This window comes from Aeromonas sp. 604282 (assembly GCF_049170575.1).
Taxonomy (GTDB): Bacteria; Pseudomonadota; Gammaproteobacteria; order Enterobacterales; family Aeromonadaceae; genus Aeromonas; species Aeromonas veronii_A.
The window spans coordinates 113,505-125,861 of sequence record NZ_JAAKMV010000007.1 but is presented as its reverse complement, the minus strand read 5'-3'; the positions used below and the strand labels follow the sequence as shown (position 1 = coordinate 125,861).

General features: G+C 58.4%; 14 protein-coding genes. 1 reads left to right on the top strand and 13 read right to left on the bottom strand.

Annotated features, from left to right (window positions below):
• Nucleotides 1-3: 3 nt before the first annotated feature.
• The 10 genes from G5367_RS10615 to murJ form a co-directional block, all read right to left on the bottom strand.
• A complete protein-coding gene (locus G5367_RS10615; RefSeq protein WP_123173790.1) occupies nucleotides 4-480 on the bottom strand; it encodes a pilus assembly PilX family protein in 477 nt (158 codons plus the stop codon).
• 11 nt (nucleotides 481-491) lie between these two features.
• Nucleotides 492-1,592: a PilW family protein gene (locus tag G5367_RS10610; RefSeq protein WP_421244045.1), complete on the bottom strand. Its 1,101-nt coding sequence runs from the start codon at nucleotides 1,590-1,592 to the stop codon at nucleotides 492-494.
• Nucleotides 1,589-2,002, bottom strand: coding sequence for a type IV pilus modification protein PilV (pilV, locus tag G5367_RS10605; protein WP_216980085.1), 414 nt, complete (start codon nucleotides 2,000-2,002; stop codon nucleotides 1,589-1,591). The genes G5367_RS10610 and pilV overlap by 4 nt, the downstream gene beginning before the upstream one ends.
• The gene (gene tppE, locus G5367_RS10600; RefSeq protein WP_216980084.1) at nucleotides 1,999-2,502 is read right to left on the bottom strand and encodes a type IVa pilus pseudopilin TppE; all 504 of its coding nucleotides are present in this window, start codon (nucleotides 2,500-2,502) and stop codon (nucleotides 1,999-2,001) included. Before tppE ends, pilV begins: the two co-directional genes overlap by 4 nt.
• Before the next feature lie 250 nt (nucleotides 2,503-2,752).
• Nucleotides 2,753-3,688, bottom strand: a complete 936-nt coding sequence (gene ispH, locus G5367_RS10595) for a 4-hydroxy-3-methylbut-2-enyl diphosphate reductase (protein WP_216980083.1) — start codon at nucleotides 3,686-3,688, stop codon at nucleotides 2,753-2,755.
• Nucleotides 3,688-4,140 (bottom strand): FKBP-type peptidyl-prolyl cis-trans isomerase, encoded by a 453-nt coding sequence (fkpB, locus tag G5367_RS10590; protein ID WP_279499029.1) that lies wholly within the window; start codon nucleotides 4,138-4,140, stop codon nucleotides 3,688-3,690. Before fkpB ends, ispH begins: the two co-directional genes overlap by 1 nt.
• Nucleotides 4,137-4,634, bottom strand: coding sequence for a signal peptidase II (gene lspA / locus G5367_RS10585; RefSeq protein ID WP_005340447.1), 498 nt, complete (start codon nucleotides 4,632-4,634; stop codon nucleotides 4,137-4,139). The genes fkpB and lspA overlap by 4 nt, the downstream gene beginning before the upstream one ends.
• Nucleotides 4,634-7,495 carry an isoleucine--tRNA ligase gene (gene ileS / locus G5367_RS10580; RefSeq protein ID WP_421244046.1) on the bottom strand — a complete coding sequence of 954 codons (2,862 nt, stop codon included), beginning with the start codon at nucleotides 7,493-7,495 and terminating at the stop codon, nucleotides 4,634-4,636. The genes lspA and ileS overlap by 1 nt, the downstream gene beginning before the upstream one ends.
• Nucleotides 7,495-8,469 carry a bifunctional riboflavin kinase/FAD synthetase gene (gene ribF, locus G5367_RS10575; protein WP_236353766.1) on the bottom strand — a complete coding sequence of 325 codons (975 nt, stop codon included), beginning with the start codon at nucleotides 8,467-8,469 and terminating at the stop codon, nucleotides 7,495-7,497. Before ribF ends, ileS begins: the two co-directional genes overlap by 1 nt.
• A gap of 154 nt (nucleotides 8,470-8,623) precedes the next feature.
• A complete protein-coding gene (gene murJ, locus G5367_RS10570; RefSeq protein ID WP_005348927.1) occupies nucleotides 8,624-10,186 on the bottom strand; it encodes a murein biosynthesis integral membrane protein MurJ in 1,563 nt (520 codons plus the stop codon).
• Between the two features lie 191 nt (nucleotides 10,187-10,377).
• Here murJ and rpsT point away from each other — a divergent pair, with 191 nt between their 5' ends.
• On the top strand, nucleotides 10,378-10,641 hold the full coding sequence (rpsT, locus tag G5367_RS10565; RefSeq protein WP_005308808.1) for a 30S ribosomal protein S20: 264 nt from the start codon (nucleotides 10,378-10,380) through the stop codon (nucleotides 10,639-10,641).
• 49 nt (nucleotides 10,642-10,690) lie between these two features.
• On the opposite strand, the gene G5367_RS10560 is transcribed toward rpsT, so the two are convergent.
• Genes G5367_RS10560 through G5367_RS10550 form a run of 3 tightly spaced genes read right to left on the bottom strand, consistent with a single transcriptional unit; the run spans nucleotide 10,691 to nucleotide 12,329 of the window.
• A complete protein-coding gene (locus tag G5367_RS10560; RefSeq protein ID WP_005341367.1) occupies nucleotides 10,691-10,993 on the bottom strand; it encodes an ArsR/SmtB family transcription factor in 303 nt (100 codons plus the stop codon).
• Nucleotides 10,994-11,044: 51 nt separating this feature from the next.
• A complete protein-coding gene (nhaR, locus tag G5367_RS10555; RefSeq protein ID WP_005340434.1) occupies nucleotides 11,045-11,977 on the bottom strand; it encodes a transcriptional activator NhaR in 933 nt (310 codons plus the stop codon).
• Nucleotides 11,964-12,329, bottom strand: coding sequence for a hypothetical protein (locus G5367_RS10550; protein WP_085945960.1), 366 nt, complete (start codon nucleotides 12,327-12,329; stop codon nucleotides 11,964-11,966). The genes nhaR and G5367_RS10550 overlap by 14 nt, the downstream gene beginning before the upstream one ends.
• Nucleotides 12,330-12,357: the final 28 nt, after the last annotated feature.

The window sequence follows — 12,357 nt, the reverse complement described above, 5'->3', positions numbered from 1 at the left end:
CTCCTAGCGACTATAGGTCGATTGCAACAGCACCCGGCTCTCGTCAGAGAGACCAAATCCCCTTGCAGTAATACGATATAGACGACGCTCACTGATGGGCTCATCGACTGCCAGATCCTCGCTCCCCCCCTGGGTATAGGGCAACCGTTCGATAAAGTATTCGGGAGCGCGCCCCGCCAGACCACTGTTGGTATAGGTACGCCAGGCGGTCGAAGGGGAGGCAGGATCCACCGCGGTGTCGATAAATTCATACAGGCCCGCGCTGTTGTCATAGGGACCCGAGTTGCCAGCCTCGATATAGCGCTCGGCAGCGCGCAGGCCCGCTTCTGCCGCCTGCAATGCCTGCAGTGCCTCTTTCTGGTTACCCGCCATCTTCTCTTGCAACTGCGCCCCACGCATGCTGGCCATACCCAGCAGGCTCACCATGACCAGAAAAATCAGGCTGATCACCAGCGCCATCCCCTGCTGTCGATCCATCATGACTGGGCTCCTCAAGGTAGCCGATTGCGCAGCGCAACTGTGGTTTCGGCGACCCAGTACCAGTTGCGATCGGTCGCCCGGAAGGTGGCTCCGGCAAAGCTAAGGGCCTGCGGAGACGACACCACATTACCCTGGTTGCTGCGCATCAAAAGTTGCACTCCAATCCCCAGTACATTGTCCCAGTTTGGATTACCTGCGGCGCTCACGTAGCGATCTGCCGCACGATCCCGGTTCTGATCCTCGCCGAATGTAAGTTGCATATTGGCAACCCCTTCGATAAGGGGCATACCTGCAGCCACCCCGTTCTTGCGATAAAGCGCGTAGGGGCTGCTGGCAGAGAGGCGGGCGATATAGTAGAGACGGGTTTCCACCCTGTTCACGACCGAGCCAAGACCGAATCGCTCCTCGGGTGGGCTGCTGCCCCCCCCCCAGGAACTGCTGGCATTGCCTGGCGTATATTTGTTGTCATTGGAGTGGACGATATTGACCTCACGCCCCCCTGCCACGCCCTGTACTTTGGTGACCTGAAATATTCTGGCCTTCTGACAGTCGGAGACCATGACGATATCTCCCTCGCACAGATCGCTATAACCCTGTGCGCCGGAACCACAATAGTCGGCCTTGCTGGATAGCTGCTGCACAAACAGCTGGGCGGCACTGTTATGATTATCACGACTGAGCGGAACCCCAACCCCAACCGGCCCCTGAACCAACAGGATATCGCTACCCGGCATGGGTCTGGGCTCGGAACCGCTGAACAGAGCAGACAGCTCGGCTGGCAAAGTGGACGTCACATTGTCGTAACCACGCAAAAAGGTGGTGAAGTTGTAGGGCAGTGCCGTACTGTTATTGAGGGTATTGGTGATATTGACCCCCTGCTTGCTGAGACACCCCTGATAGCCCACCATACGCAGCTCTTTTTGCAGCAGATTGGTGGCAAATCCGCTATCTTCCCGCACCCGGGCAATGGCCTCGCCAGTGAGATAGGTTTTGTGATTGCCGAGAAACACCTGAATCATGACCCCCACCGTTATCAGCGAGAGCACCAGGGCGATCATCACCTCGACCAAGCCGATCCCGTGCTGGTGTAGCGGCAAACCGCTCCTGCTCATAGGTCCGTCCTCAGGATCATGCTGCGCGACGCTGGATCAGTCGACAGCCGACTGCTATCCCACTGAATAGTAATAGTGGCCCTTCCGGCACTGACCGATACGGCGCCATCGCCACCTGGTAGCTCGGCCACGACCCGCTTCCAGTGCAGCAGATCCTGAACCGCCATAGAGCTACCCGAGACAGTTTCGCCCAAGTCGATATTGTATTGCCCGTTCAGAGCCGCGCTGCGATTAGCCCGCATCATATCGTTGATCATGTATGCATACTGGGTCGCCTCGGTACGCGTCAGCGCCGACTGGTTACTCTTGAGAGCCTGCAGTTGCAGAGTAGCCATCCCCAGAATACCGATGGAGAGCACCAGTACCGAGATCATGATTTCAAGCAGTGACAAACCCCGTTCTCGCATCATGGGCAACTAGCCTCGGTAATGGAGGGGCGACCAGCGACTGTGATGTTGATATCACGGGAGGCCTCATTTCTGCACTCATCGGGACGCAGAGAAAATACCCGGGCCAAGGGAGTACGACCATCAAGAAAACCCTCGCTATTGAAACGCAGCAGGGAGGTATTGCTGCTCAGGACTCCACTCCCCATATCGGGAAAGTCTCGCAACAACTCACCATTATCCAGTATGCCGTTGCCGTTGCCATCAACCCAGATCTGCCAACCGGCCTCCCAGTGATGCTGGGTCAGGTTATCGGCAGCAGCGGAGAGGATCACTACCGTGTTGCGACGAATGGCTTCCGAGCGGGCAAGGTTGATAGCTGCAACAAAGTTGTTGGCCTGAGTATTGAGAGAAATGGTGCGCAACAAAGCGCTGAAGGAAGGAACCCCCAACGTGAGTAACAAAGAGACGAGCGCTATGGTCACCATAAGCTCGATAAGGCTAAAACCTGAACGCAAAAACATCCTGTTTCGCTCTGATTTGTTCCAGGAGGACAGACACACTCCATGTGTGCTAAGCCAGAATAAGGGCTTGCTGGCAAGTCTATGCCGGGCACTTGGGGTTTCAATCCCGGCAATGCAAAAGTTCGAGCTACATCATCAATTTTTGCTGCGATCTGGTTGCGAACATGCAAAAAGGACTCGTTGGGACCAAAAAAGCCACCTCAACGAGGTGGCTCTGGCAATAAACCGACATCTAGCAAGATGACAGGGATCAGAGGATCCGCAGCTCGGGTGGTACCTCAAACACCACGTTCTCTTCGCGACCGGGGTGCTCGGCGACGACCTTGCCACCCAACTCCCGCAGGCGTGCAATCACAGACTGCACCAGCACCTCGGGGGCGGATGCACCTGCAGTGACGCCGATCGCTTTCACGCCTTCCAGCCAGCTCGCCTCGATCATCGACGCATCGTCGATAAGATAGGCTCTGGCACCCACCTTCTCGGCCAGCTCGCGCAGACGGTTGGAGTTGGAAGAGTTGCGAGACCCCACCACCAGCATGGCGTCCACCAGCCCCGCCATCTCCCGCACCGCATCCTGACGGTTTTGGGTGGCGTAGCAGATATCGTCCTTGCGCGGCCCCTGGATCTTGGGGAAGTGCTTGCGCAGCGCATCGATGACGTCAGAGGTCTCATCCACGCTCAGGGTGGTCTGGGTGACGAAGCAGAGGTCATCCGGATTCTTTACCTTGAGCTTGGCCACATCTTCCGGTGTTTCTACCAGATACATTCCGCCTTCGCGATTCTCGTACTGCCCCATGGTCCCGATCACCTCGGGGTGACCGGCGTGGCCGATGAGCACAGCCTCGGAGCCCTTGCGGCTGGCGCGATGAACCTCCATGTGCACCTTGGTCACCAGCGGACAGGTGGCATCGAATACCTTGAGGGAGCGGGACTTGGCCATCTCGCGCACTGTCTTGGCCACGCCGTGAGCAGAGAAGATGACGATGCTGTCGTCCGGCACCTCGTCCAGCTCCTCGACGAAGACAGCGCCCGCCTCTTTCAGCTTGTTCACCACATAGCGGTTATGCACCACTTCGTGACGGACATAGATGGGGGCCCCAAACTTCTCCAGCGCGCTCTCGACAATGCTGATGGCGCGATCGACACCGGCGCAGAAGCCACGGGGGTTAGCCAGCAGAATATCCATTAATGCACCTTCTCCTCATCATCAACGCCCAGGATCTCCACCTCGAAGGTGACGGTATGACCGGCCAGCGGATGGTTGAAATCGACCGTCACCGACATCCCGGCAACTGCCCGGATGATGCCCGGCAACTCGCTGCCATTGGGCTGATCGAACAGGATGATGGTGCCAACTTTTGGCTCCACATCAGCGCCAAACTTGGCACGGTCGAGATGGTAGATGTTGTCGGGATTGGAGAGGCCAAACGCCTGCTCCGGCGCCAGCGTGAAGCTCTTGCTCTCCCCTTCGCGCAGCCCCAGCAGGCACTGCTCGAAGGTGGGGGTCAGGCTGCCATCGCCCATCCGCAGGCGGGCAGGTTTGCCGTGCAGCGCCGTGCTGTCGGCAACCGAGCCATCTTCCAGCTTGATGGAGAAGTGGAACAGCACGCTGCTGTTAGCGGTGATCTGCTGGCTCATGCCTGCTCCTTTTTCTCACCACGGAAACCGTCCAGCACGATCATGGCGGCCCCGATAAAGATAAAGCTGTCGGCCAGATTGAATGCCGGCCAGTGCGCACGCTGCCAGTAGAAGTCGAGGAAATCGACCACATGGCCCAACACCAGTCGATCAAAGACGTTGCCGAGGGCGCCGCCGATGATGAGTGAATAGGCGATACCGCTCCAACGCTGGGTCACCGACTGCTTGCGCAGCCAGTGGATCAGCAATCCACAGATGGCAAAAGCCAGCACCGCGAAGAACCAGCGCTGCCAGCCCCCCTGATCAGCCAGAAAGCTGAATGCGGCGCCCTTGTTGTAGACGTGAACCAGGTTGAAGAAGGGGGTGATCTCCACCCCCGGGTAACCAAATGGCAGCAACTTGACCACGGCGAGCTTGCTCGCCTGGTCCAGTACAAAGGCCAGCACTGCCAGCCACAGCCAACGCAGGCCGCTTTTATGTTGAGTCATGTTCATCAGGCAAATTGACGAGTTTCGCCGTCACCCTCAACGTTGGTCACACAGCGACCACAGATCTCTTCGTGACCCGCGATGGTGCCCACATCTTCTACATGGTGCCAGCAGCGGTCGCACTTGGCGGCAGCAGACTGGGCCACGCTCAGCCACAGGTCATCACGCTCGGTCGCCACAGAGCCTTCCGGCGCAGTGTCAGCCTCAACAACCTTGGCTTTGGAGGTGAGCAGCACGAAGCGCAGCTCATCGGCCAGGGCATTCAGGCGTGCAGCCAGCTCCGGCTTGGCGAACAGGGTCAGCTCGGCCTGCAGGGAGCCGCCGATGCGCTTCTCACCACGAGCCACTTCCAGCGCCTTGTTCACTTCACCACGCACGGTGAGGATCTCGGCCCAGAAATCGTCGTTGAGGGTTTCACCCGCTTCCAGCCCGAACAGGCCGTCGTACCACTCTTCGGTGAAGACGAACTCGCCGCGCTCACCCGGCAGCAGGGCCCAGATTTCATCAGCGGTGAAGCTCATGATCGGCGCCATCCAGCGCACCATGGCCTCGGCGATGTGATAGAGGGCGGTCTGGCAGGAGCGACGGGCCAGGCTGTCAGCCTTGGCGGTGTACTGGCGATCCTTGATGACATCCAGATAGAAGGAGCCCATCTCGATGGAGCAGAACTGCATCAGCTTCTGGGTTACACCGTGGAAGTTGTACTCGTCGAATGCAGCCATGATCTCGGCCTGTACCGCTTTGGCACGACCCACAGCCCAGCGATCCACCACTACCATGTCGGCAGGTGCCACCATGTCGGTCGCCGGATTGAAGCCGTTCAGGTTGGCCAGCAGGAAGCGGGCAGTGTTGCGAATACGACGATAAGCATCGGCAGAGCGCTTGAGGATCTCGTCGGAGACAGTCATCTCGCCGGTGTAGTCAGTGCTCGCTACCCACAGACGCAGGATGTCGGCACCCAGCTTGTTCATCACGTCCTGCGGGCTGACCACGTTGCCGATGGATTTGGACATCTTGCGACCCTGACCATCAACAGTGAAACCGTGAGTCAGCACCTGGTTGTACGGGGCCTTGTCTTTCATGGCCACGCCGATCATCAGGGAGGACATGAACCAGCCGCGGTGCTGGTCAGAGCCTTCCAGATACATGTCGGCTGGCTTGCCGTTGAACTCGGGACGGGCATCAACCACGGAGGCATGGGTAGAACCAGAGTCAAACCAGACGTCGAGGGTATCAGGTACTTTCTCGTAGTTGTCGGCATCGGCACCCAGCAGCTCCGCCTTGTCCAGATCCCACCATGCCTGAATGCCGGACTGCTCGACCCGCTTGGCTACTTCGTGCATCAGGCGCACGGATTCCGGGTGCAGTTCCTGAGTCTCTTTGTGGACGAACAGGGAGATGGGCACACCCCAGGTACGCTGACGGGAGATACACCAGTCAGGACGGTTCTCGACCATCGCCTGAATGCGGTTTTTACCCCAGGCCGGTACCCAGCCGCTCTGGCCTTGCTGGGCAATGCCGTCCTTCTCGATGCGCTCGATCTCTTCCAGCGCGCGCTTGCGCAGACCCTTCTGCTCCATGCTGATGAACCACTGCGGGGTGGCACGGAAGATGATCGGGGTCTTGTGACGCCAGCAGTGCGGATAGGAGTGGTTGAACACCTTGTGGTGCAGCAGGGCGCCGCGCTCGGTCAGCACTTCGATCACGGAGGCATTGGCCTTGAACACATGCTGGCCGGCAAACAGTTCGGTATCCGGCAGGTAAACACCGTTGCTGCCAACCGGGTTGGCCACTTCCAGACCGTACTTCTGACCGACCACGAAGTCTTCCTGACCGTGGCCAGGTGCGGTGTGAACGGCACCGGTACCGGCATCCAGGGTGACGTGGTCACCCAGTACCACCGGCACGTCGAAGCTGTAGAAGGGGTGGTTGAAGCGCAGCAGCTCGAGTGCGGCGCCCTTGGCGTAACCCAGATTGTGGAACTTCTCGATACCGGCGCGATCCATCACATCCTTGACCAGCTCGGCGGCCAGGATCAGACGCTCGGGGTGCTCACCTTCAACCTGCACCAGTGCGTAATCCAGATCGGCGTGCATGGCGATGGCGCGGTTGGCTGGCAGGGTCCACGGAGTGGTGGTCCAGATCACCGCAGAGATCGGGCCCTTGCCGGTGTGGCCTTCGGCGCAGTCAAACTTGGCGGTAACGGTCGCCTCATCGACGGCCTTGAAGCGCACATCGATGGAGGGAGAGTTCTTGTCGTAGTACTCCACCTCGGCTTCAGCCAGCGCGGAGCCGCAATCGGTACACCAGTGCACCGGCTTGGAGCCTTTGTGCAGGTGGCCGTTTTCAACGATCTTGGCCATGGAGCGGATGATGTTGGCTTCGGTGCCAAAATCCATGGTCAGGTAGGGGTGTTCCCAGTCGCCCAGCACACCCAGACGGATGAAGTCGGTCTTCTGCGCTTCGATCTGGGTCTTGGCGTATTTGCGGCACTCGGCGCGGAATTCGGCAGCGGAAACCTTCTCGCCCGGCTTGCCGACCATGCCTTCCACTTTCAGTTCGATAGGCAGACCGTGGCAATCCCAACCCGGCACATAGGGGGAATCAAAACCGGAGAGGCCCTTGGACTTGATGATGATGTCTTTGAGGATCTTGTTGACCGAGTGACCGATGTGAATATTGCCGTTCGCATAGGGGGGGCCATCATGCAGAATGAAAGAAGGCTTGCCCGCTTTGGCGCGGCGAATAGCGCCGTAGAGATCCTGATCGTACCAACGTTTCAGCATGTTGGGTTCGCGCTTGGCCAGATCGCCACGCATCGGAAACTCGGTTTCCGGAAGATTCAGGGTGTGTTTATAGTCGCTCATCAGTCCTGGGTTCCCTTCTTTTCTAAAAGAGTGCTGGGTAAATTGAATTGTGGCAGCCCGAACCAGGCTCGGGCCGCCAGGGCATCTCGTTCGATCTGCTCTTTCAAGGCAGTGAAAGAGGCAAACTTCTGCTCTTCGCGCAGCTTGTGGCGAAGCAGCACCTTGACCTGCTGACCATATAGATCACCAGAAAAATCAAATAGATGTACTTCCAATCTGGCTTGTGTACCGCTCAAGGTCGGCCGTACACCCACATTGGCTACACCGGGGAAGGTCTTGCCGGAACATATCACTTCCACCGCAAACACGCCACCGACCGGGATCACCTGACGCTTGAGGGCCAGATTGGCAGTGGGAAAACCTATGGTGCGCCCTAGCTTGTCGCCGTGGGCCACCCGGCCGCTGATGCTGTAGGGGCGGCCAAGCATCAGCTCCACCTCCGCCATCCGGCCCGCCTTAAGGGCTTCACGCACCAGGGTGCTGCTGACCCGCTGCCGTTCGAGCTGGAAGCTCTGGGTGCTGATCACCTCGAAACCGAAGCGATGGCCCGCCTCCTCCAGCAGGTGGAAATCCCCTTCCCGCCCCTTGCCGAAGCGAAAATCATCGCCGACCACCAGATAGCGCACCCCGAGCTTCTCCACCAGCAACTGCTCGATGAAGGTCGAAGCCGCCTGCTCGGCGAAGCGGTGGCTGAAGCGCACGCAGAGCATGCGATCGATATCCAGCCCCTGCAGCGCTTCGTACTTTTCCCGCAACCGGCTCAGCCGGGCGGGCGCCGCCGTGCCGGCAAACAGCTCCAGCGGCTGCGGTTCAAACAGCATGACGCAGGCGGGCAATCCCAGCTGGGCCGCTTTCTCCTTGAGACGTGCCAATACCGCATGGTGACCCTGATGAACCCCATCAAAGTTGCCAATGGTTAATACACATCCCCGGTGACGGGGCTTGAGATTGTGAATGCCGCGAATAAGCTCCATCAGTGCCTTGTGCGTTGCTGCCATGGAAATCGGCGGATTATATATCAGGCAGCAGGCAGGGTCAGCCCTCATAGCCTGATTTCAACTATCCGGGCCCAATCCCGAACCTCGTGGTCCCATGAGGCACTATCCCCATGGCGCCGCAGGATCACGACTACTGCTGCCCCGATTTAAGGTGACGCGGCCGAATGCCCAGCAGCAGCAATACCACGGCATAGACCGCAGCCCCCAGCGACAGCAGCATGGTCAGCTGCAAACTGGCCTTACCCATGCTCCATGCGCCCCACTGGGCCAGATCCGGCGACAGATAGGCGAGCACGCCCCCCATCAGCACGCTGGCGACCAGCAGCTTGAGGCAGAACACGCCGGTATGACGGGAGGGACGATAGACGCTCTGCTGGTACAACCCTTTGAACAGCAAAGCCGCATTCAGGGTACCCGAGCAGGCGGTCGAGAGCGCCAGCCCCACGTAACCGAGCGGGTAGATGAAGATGAGGTTGCAGACCATGTTGGCAATCATCGACATCACCCCGATCCGCACCGGCGTCTTGGTGTCCTGACGGGCGTAATAACCGGGTGCCAGCACCTTGATCAGCATCAGAGAGAGCAGACCGGTAGTGGAAGCCAGCAGGCTCGCGCTCGACATGCTCACTTCATGCAGGCCGAACTCGCCGCGCATGAACAGCACTCGCAGAATCGGCTCGCGCATCACCGCAATGCCTATCATGGCGGGCAGGCCGAGCAGCATCACCATCCGCACCCCCCAATCCATGGTGCGGGAGAAGTCGGCAGGATCGGCATCCACATGCTTCTTAGCCAGCGCTGGCAGGATCACGGTACTGATGGCCACCGCAAACAGCCCGAGGGGGAACTCCAGCAGGCGATCCGAGTAGTAGAGGTAACTGATGGCTCCAGTCGCCAGAAACGAAGCCAGCATGGTGTTGACCAGCAGGTTGATCTGGCTGACCGAGACCCCGAACAAGGCCGGGATCATCAGGGTGCGGATCTTCACCACTCCCGGGTGATTCCATCCCCACTTGGGCCATACCAGCATGTTGATTTGGCGCAAAAAGGGGTACTGGAACAAAAACTGCACCAAACCGCCCAAAAAGACACCAATTGCCAGCGAGATCTCAGGTTTGTCCATCAGCGGCGCAATCCACCAGGCCGCCGCAATCATGGTGATGTTTAGAAACACCGGCGTAAACGACGAGACAGCAAAGCGGCCGAAGGTGTTTAGGATGGCCCCCGCCATGGCGGTAAAGGTGATAAACCAGAGGTAGGGGAAGGTAATCTTGAGCATCAGACTGGCGAGCTCGAACTTCTCGGCCGCAGGCCCGCCGTGCAACCAGTCCCAGAACCAGCCCCAGCCAAACAGCGCGGTCAGCACACCCGACCCCAGTACCCCGAGCAGGGTAACTACCGTCACTATGCCCCCCAGCGTACCCGCCACCGCGGCCAGCAATTCACGTACTTCCCCCTCGTCGCCATTTTTCTTGTACTCCGTCATCACGGGAACAAAGGCCTGGTTGAAGGCACCTTCGGCGAACAGGCGACGCAGAAAGTTAGGAATGCGGTTGGCAAAGAAGAAGACGTCTGCGGCCACCCCGGCACCGAGCAGATTGGCGATGACCACATCGCGAACCAAGCCCATTACGCGGGATGCCAGCGTCATTCCGGACACTATCATGCCGGATTTGATCAATTTCTTACTCAAGACGAGGCCTCTGGAACTGTCAGAATGAAAAGAATGCTGCTAGAATCGGCCGACAGTTTAACCGTCTCCCTACTGACACACCACCGGGAGGCGGTGTTTATTTGCACAAATCATTTGACATTATGTGGTTGGAAAGGCATATTTCCGGGCCTTTTCAATACACTCGCTAAGACAGTTTTAGGAGTTTTACCTTGGCTAACATCAAATCTGCTAAGAAGCGCGCTCTTCAGTCAGAAAAACGCCGTCAGCACAACGCCAGCCGTCGTTCCATGACCCGTACCTACCTGAAGAAAGTCATCGCTGCTATCGCCTCTGGCGACAAAGCTGCCGCGACTGCCGCTTTCGCTGTTGCTCAGCCGATCATGGATCGTATGGCGACCAAAGGCCTGATCCACAAGAACAAAGCTGCTCGTCACAAGAGCCGCCTGTCTGCCCAGATCAAAGCTATGGCTTAATCAGCAACTGCTGATAAAAGCTGAAAAAACCGGCCTTAGTGCCGGTTTTTTATTTATCTGCGCTGCAATACAGTCGATGCAGCAAGCTGATCATTTCACGCACCTCATGGCTGCGCAGCGAATAGTAGACCGTCTGGGCCTCTTTGCGCGTCGTCACCAGCTCATCCCGCCGCAGCAGCGCCAGATGCTGTGACAAGGCCGACTGACTCAATCCCAAGCGCTCGTTAAGCTCCCCTACCGACAGCTCCCGCTCCAGCAACTGGCACAGAATAAACAGCCGTCGTTCGTTGGCTAGCGCCTTGAGCAGTGCCACAGCCCGACTCGCATTGGCTTCCATCTCTTCAAGTTGCATCACATCTCTCCTCTGCCACTGATCGCCGATGATACGTGGTGACGCGCCGTTTTAAAACGACAGGGTGGCAGGCTGGATAGCGGAGAAGTTCTCCTGGCCGGAAAAGAGAAAGGTAAAATCGCTCTCGCAGACCCGCTTCACCGCCGGATGCTGGATCATCCGCTCGGCGAAGATGACGTAATACTCTTCCATCAGATCCTGGGTCTCCCCTATCAGCATCACCCCCTCCCCCTCAAGGATCTCCTCCCGATAGATGGTCGGAGCCATGAAGATGCCCTGATTGAAGAAGCCAAACGCCTTCATCAGGGCGGCATCATCAAACTCGCCAAGAATGCTGGGGGAGACACCCTGCTGTTCGAACCACTGGGTCAGCTGACGCCCCATGGCGGTACGACGACCGGGGATCAGCAGCTTGCGCTCTTCCAGACAGGCCGGAAAGGGCTTTTCGGGCAGCGGCGCCTTGCAGAAGAAGCTGACGCCACAGCCGCCCAGCCGTTTGGAGAGCAGCCCCGCATGCTGGCTGGAGTCCACCGGACAGTCGGAGAGGATCATGTCGAGCTTGTGCTCGCTCAGCTGCTCCAGCAGCAGTTCGTGGGTTGATTCGAAACAGCGCAGGTGGATGGAACCATCATTGGGGATGACGGAGAGCAGCACGCGGCTGGCAAGGCGCTTGGAGAGGGCATCGGCGATGCCGACGTCGAACAGGATCTGGCTCTCCTTGCGGTAGTTGACGATATCGAGCATTTCGTAGGAGAGGCTGAACATCTTGTCGGCATAACGAAATACCAGCTGACCCAGCTCGGTTGCTTCAAGAGAGCGTCCCTTGCGCTTGAGCAGCTTGCCACCGAGACGCTGCTCCAGCAGCTTGATCTGGCCGGTGACCGTTTGCGGGGTTAAAAAAAGGGCCTCTGCCGCCTGAGTGACAGAGCCCTTTTTCTGCGTCATCCAGAAATAGTAGAGATGGTTGTAGTTAAGGTGTGACATCCGATGGGGTTTCCGCTTGACGCGGACTCCGGTAGCAGCTGAGTTCAACCGCCAGAATGTCATACATGTCGCTGACCGAGTCAACCTTGTTCGCGCCAAACTGCTCCATCAGACTGGCCTTGAGGCGTGCCTTGTCCGGCATCCGGTCAGCGCAATAACGCTTGTTGGAACGCTTGACCATCTCGCCAGCCCGGCTGCTCAACGCCCGCTCGGAGAAGGTCTCGCCGAAACGAGCCTTAGCCTGCTTGTCCCCCAACATCAGAGCACTCTCCACCACCCCGTTGAGATAGGCCGAACAACTGGCCGAACCAGCCTCCTGTCGACACTCTTCAAACCCGCCAGCTAATCCCATAGGACTGACCAAGAAGAGCAGTAACCAT

Excerpts from the sequence above, each read along its gene's own strand:
- G5367_RS10615 (WP_123173790.1), bottom strand. The coding sequence starts at position 480 with ATGATGGATCGACAGCAGGGGATGGCGCTGGTGATCAGCCTGATTTTT.
- G5367_RS10610 (WP_421244045.1), bottom strand. The coding sequence starts at position 1,592 with ATGAGCAGGAGCGGTTTGCCGCTACACCAGCACGGGATCGGCTTGGTC.
- pilV (WP_216980085.1), bottom strand. The coding sequence starts at position 2,002 with ATGATGCGAGAACGGGGTTTGTCACTGCTTGAAATCATGATCTCGGTA.
- tppE (WP_216980084.1), bottom strand. The coding sequence starts at position 2,502 with ATGTTTTTGCGTTCAGGTTTTAGCCTTATCGAGCTTATGGTGACCATA.
- ispH (WP_216980083.1), bottom strand. The coding sequence starts at position 3,688 with ATGGATATTCTGCTGGCTAACCCCCGTGGCTTCTGCGCCGGTGTCGAT.
- fkpB (WP_279499029.1), bottom strand. The coding sequence starts at position 4,140 with ATGAGCCAGCAGATCACCGCTAACAGCAGCGTGCTGTTCCACTTCTCC.
- lspA (WP_005340447.1), bottom strand. The coding sequence starts at position 4,634 with ATGAACATGACTCAACATAAAAGCGGCCTGCGTTGGCTGTGGCTGGCA.
- ileS (WP_421244046.1), bottom strand. The coding sequence starts at position 7,495 with ATGAGCGACTATAAACACACCCTGAATCTTCCGGAAACCGAGTTTCCG.
- ribF (WP_236353766.1), bottom strand. The coding sequence starts at position 8,469 with ATGGAGCTTATTCGCGGCATTCACAATCTCAAGCCCCGTCACCGGGGA.
- G5367_RS10560 (WP_005341367.1), bottom strand. The coding sequence starts at position 10,993 with ATGCAACTTGAAGAGATGGAAGCCAATGCGAGTCGGGCTGTGGCACTG.
- nhaR (WP_005340434.1), bottom strand. The coding sequence starts at position 11,977 with ATGTCACACCTTAACTACAACCATCTCTACTATTTCTGGATGACGCAG.
- G5367_RS10550 (WP_085945960.1), bottom strand. The coding sequence starts at position 12,329 with ATGGGATTAGCTGGCGGGTTTGAAGAGTGTCGACAGGAGGCTGGTTCG.